Origin of the sequence: Spirillospora sp. NPDC049652, assembly GCF_040675125.1 — a bacterium.
Taxonomy (GTDB): Bacteria; Actinomycetota; Actinomycetes; order Streptosporangiales; family Streptosporangiaceae; genus Spirillospora.
The window spans coordinates 1-1,189 of sequence record NZ_JBFAOF010001509.1; the positions used below are offsets into that span (position 1 = coordinate 1).

At 79.7% G+C, this 1,189-nt stretch carries 2 protein-coding genes and 1 pseudogene; all 3 read left to right on the forward strand.

Going from position 1 to position 1,189, the window contains the following annotated elements:
* Positions 1 to 609 (forward strand): annotated as a pseudogene (locus tag AB0J52_RS41515) (hypothetical protein); the annotation flags it as partial.
* Positions 555 to 788 (forward strand): helix-turn-helix domain-containing protein, encoded by a 234-nt coding sequence (locus AB0J52_RS41520; protein WP_500188775.1) that lies wholly within the window; start codon positions 555 to 557, stop codon positions 786 to 788. The pseudogene AB0J52_RS41515 and the gene AB0J52_RS41520, both read left to right, overlap by 55 nt.
* A 39-nt stretch (positions 789 to 827) precedes the next feature.
* Positions 828 to 1,189 (forward strand): ATP-binding cassette domain-containing protein (locus AB0J52_RS41525; RefSeq protein ID WP_500188777.1); only part of this gene is annotated, 362 nt, incomplete at its 3' end.

Genomic DNA, 1,189 nt, shown 5'->3' on the forward strand with positions numbered 1-1,189 from the left:
GCCGCGACGGCGCTGGGCCGCCTCGACGACGCGGCCGCGTACCTGGCCATCGGCGTTCCCGAGGCCATGTTCGAGACGCCCTGCGCGCTGCCCTACCTGCTGGCGCGCGCCCGCTTCCGGCTCGCGACCGGCGACACCGCGGCGGCCCTGCGCGACCTGCGGGCGGGGGAGGCGCTCACCGCCGCGTGGGGCCTCGACTCCCCCGGCCTGTCGCCGTGGCACACCCGGGCCGCGGGGGCGCTCGTCGAGGCCGGCCGTCCCGAGCAGGCGGCGGCGCTGCTGGACGATCAGCTCGTCCGCGGCCCGGCGGCGGCCCGGGACCCGGACGCCGCGTCCGCCGGGTGGGCCGCCGCCGGGTACACCGGGGACGTGCTGCTCGACGAACGCGCCGAGCGGTGCGAGCACCGCGCCCGCCACCCGGCGCGCACCGCCCGTCCCGGGTCCGCGAAGACTCCGCCGGGCGGGGCCCGCAGGCGAGGCCGAGGCCGGGGTGGGGGACCGGGCCGGGGCCGCACGCCGAACTCGACCTCCCCCTCACCGACGCGCAGCGCCGCGTGGCCGAGCTGGCCGCGCTCGGCCGGACCAACCGCCAGATCGCCGCCGACCTGAACATCACCGTCAGCACCGTCGAGCAGCACCTCACGCAGGTCTACCGCAAGCTGCGCGTCACCCGGCGCGCGGACCTGCGGCCGAGACGCCACCCCGGAGCCGAGGCCGGGCCGGGCGGCGCGCCCTGCGGCGGCCCCGGCGGCGGCGCCGGCGGGCGCGTCCCGCCGGACCGGCGCTGAGCGCGTCCCGACGGCGATGACCCCGCTCCCGGAGGAACGATGATCGAGTTGCTGCACCTGACCAAGCGCTACCGGACCGGCGCGGCGGTGGACGACCTGACCGCCACGGTCGGGCCCGGCCGCGTCACCGCCCTGGTCGGCCCGCACGAGGCGGGCAAGACGACCCTGCTGCGGCTGGTCCTCGGCCTGGTCCAGCCCACCCGCGGCACCGCCACCGTGCTGGGCCGCCGGTACGCCGACCTGCCGGACCCGATGCGCCGGGTGGGCGTCCTGCTGGACCCTCCCGGCGCGCACTGCGGGCTGCGTGTCCGCGACCACCTGTTGTGGCTGGCCCGCAGCAACGGCATCCCGCGCCGCCGGGTCGCCGAGGTGTGCGGGCTGACCGGCCTGGAGGGCGCGGG